Annotated in this window: 3 protein-coding genes; 1 reads left to right on the top strand and 2 read right to left on the bottom strand. The window is 62.9% G+C overall.

Annotation, left to right across the window (positions count from 1 at the left end; genetic code table 11):
• Window positions 1–6: 6 nt before the first annotated feature.
• Entirely contained in the window at window positions 7–423 is a 417-nt protein-coding gene (locus tag EOB59_RS34660) for a hypothetical protein (RefSeq protein ID WP_127809870.1), read from the bottom strand.
• A gap of 77 nt (window positions 424–500) precedes the next feature.
• On the opposite strand from EOB59_RS34660, the gene EOB59_RS34655 reads away from it, so the two are divergent.
• Entirely contained in the window at window positions 501–1316 is an 816-nt protein-coding gene (locus EOB59_RS34655) for a methyltransferase domain-containing protein (protein WP_128290291.1), read from the top strand.
• 182 nt (window positions 1317–1498) lie between these two features.
• Here EOB59_RS34655 and EOB59_RS37265 read toward each other — a convergent pair whose 3' ends face one another.
• Complete coding sequence (locus tag EOB59_RS37265) at window positions 1499–1621, bottom strand: hypothetical protein (RefSeq protein WP_281061747.1); 123 nt, start codon at window positions 1619–1621, stop codon at window positions 1499–1501.
• Window positions 1622–1799: the final 178 nt, after the last annotated feature.

The following is a 1799-nucleotide window of genomic DNA, read 5'->3' as shown; positions in this document are numbered from 1 at the left end:
GTCTTTTCAGTCATGGACGTCACCGCCCACGGCGTTGGCAGCGGGAATGCCGGCCTTCGGCATCGATCCGGCCCGGCTGGCCGGTTTCTTTGAACGAGCGGACTTCTTCCTGGTCCGCTTCTTGGCGCCCTGGACGCGCTTTGGCTTTGCCGCGTCGGCAGGCTTCGCCGCCGGGGCGGGCCTTGCCGCGCCGGCCCGCGCCTTGAGACGCGCCATGACCAGACCGACAAGGTGCCCGGCGATGCCGGCCTGCGGAAAACAAAAGCCGCCGGCCGCATCCCGCACCATGCCGATCTTTACGCCGGGTGCGACCTGCTCGATACGCCCCAGGCGGGGCTGCGGTGCGGTGCCTTCGAATTCGCCGATGGCGCTGACGATTTCCTGGCCGTCAGCATCGGTGATGATGGTGGCGTAGCGGGTCATGAATCACACTCCTGAATCAGCGCGCGTTGCGGAGACAACCCATTGATGGGAAGCTGGCTGTTCGAGGGAGGACAGCCATGAGCAACGTCACCACGCATTACGGCAGCGACGGCATCGTCGAGCGCATATTGGCCGCGATTCCCGATGCGAAATCCGATAAAATCAGCGCCGCGCAGCTTTATCCGTTCGACCAGCTTCACGGCCGCGAGCTCATCGCCACGCGAGACCATGGAGCGCGTCTTGCCCCCTCCCCCACCGACCGGATCCTTGATATCGGCAGCGGCATTGGCGGCCCGGCGCGCTTCCTGGCCGCCACCTATGGCTGCCAGGTCGACGGCATCGACCTCACACCAGCCTTTGTCGAGGCATCCGGCCGACTGTCCACGCTCAGCGGCCTTGGCGACAAGGTTCGCTTCCACGAAGCCGACGCGGCGAAGCTGCCCTTCGCCGACAACACATTCGACGCCGCAATCTGCTTCTATGTCGGCATGAACATCGCGGACAAGGCCGCCGTCATCGGGCAGGCTTTTCGCGTTCTGAAGCCGGGCGGCAAACTGATCTGGACCGAAGCCGTGCTGGCTGCCGGTGAGCCGAATTACCCCTTGCCCTGGGCGGTCGCACCGGAAGCCAGCCGCCTTGTTGACCGGGATACCCTGAAGACCCTGTTCGCCAACGCGGGCTTCCATATTGACGAAATCATCGACGAGACCGGCGAACATGTCGAACTGGCGATGCAGAGGGCCAGTTCCGGCATCATTCCTTCGCCTGCGCAACAGCAGGCCAATGAAATCGTGCTCGGCGCCGAATTCGTGCAGCGACGCAAGAACTACATCCGCAGCCTGAGCGAAGGCAGATTGGCGTCACTGGCCGTCATCATCTCGAAGCTTGCCTGACCGGAGCCGTGATCGTAACGAAGGGCAGAAACAAAAAACCCGCCTCAGGGGCGGGTCGTTGGCGCAACTCAGCACCATGGGCAAAAATGTAGCATAGCTGCACTCACCCCGTCAACCGCTTTCTGAGAAAAAATTCCTAAATCGGTCGAACCCGGCGACCGCATCCCACACCATGCCGATCTTTACGACGGGCGCGACCTGCTCGACACGCCCCAGGCGTGGCTGCGGTGCCGCGCCCTCGAACTGGCCAATGACGCGATTTCCTGGCCGTCATCGTCGGTGATGATCGTGGCGTAGCGGGGCATGGGTGTCTCTTGGATTGCGAAATGAGTCATCGGGCGAAGGATGGCATTCCTTGGCGCCCCCCTCTGTCCTGCCGACCTGTCTAGCCCAGAAACAAAAACCCCCCGCCTCGGCGGCGGGTCGGTGGCGCAACTCAGCACCATGAGCAAAAATGTAGCATAGCTGCACTCACCCCGTCAA

This window comes from Mesorhizobium sp. M7A.F.Ca.MR.176.00.0.0 (genome assembly GCF_004023165.1).
Lineage (GTDB): Bacteria > Pseudomonadota > Alphaproteobacteria > Rhizobiales > Rhizobiaceae > Mesorhizobium.
The sequence above is the reverse complement of the archived record's forward strand: the minus strand, read 5'-3'. Positions and strand labels throughout refer to the sequence as shown.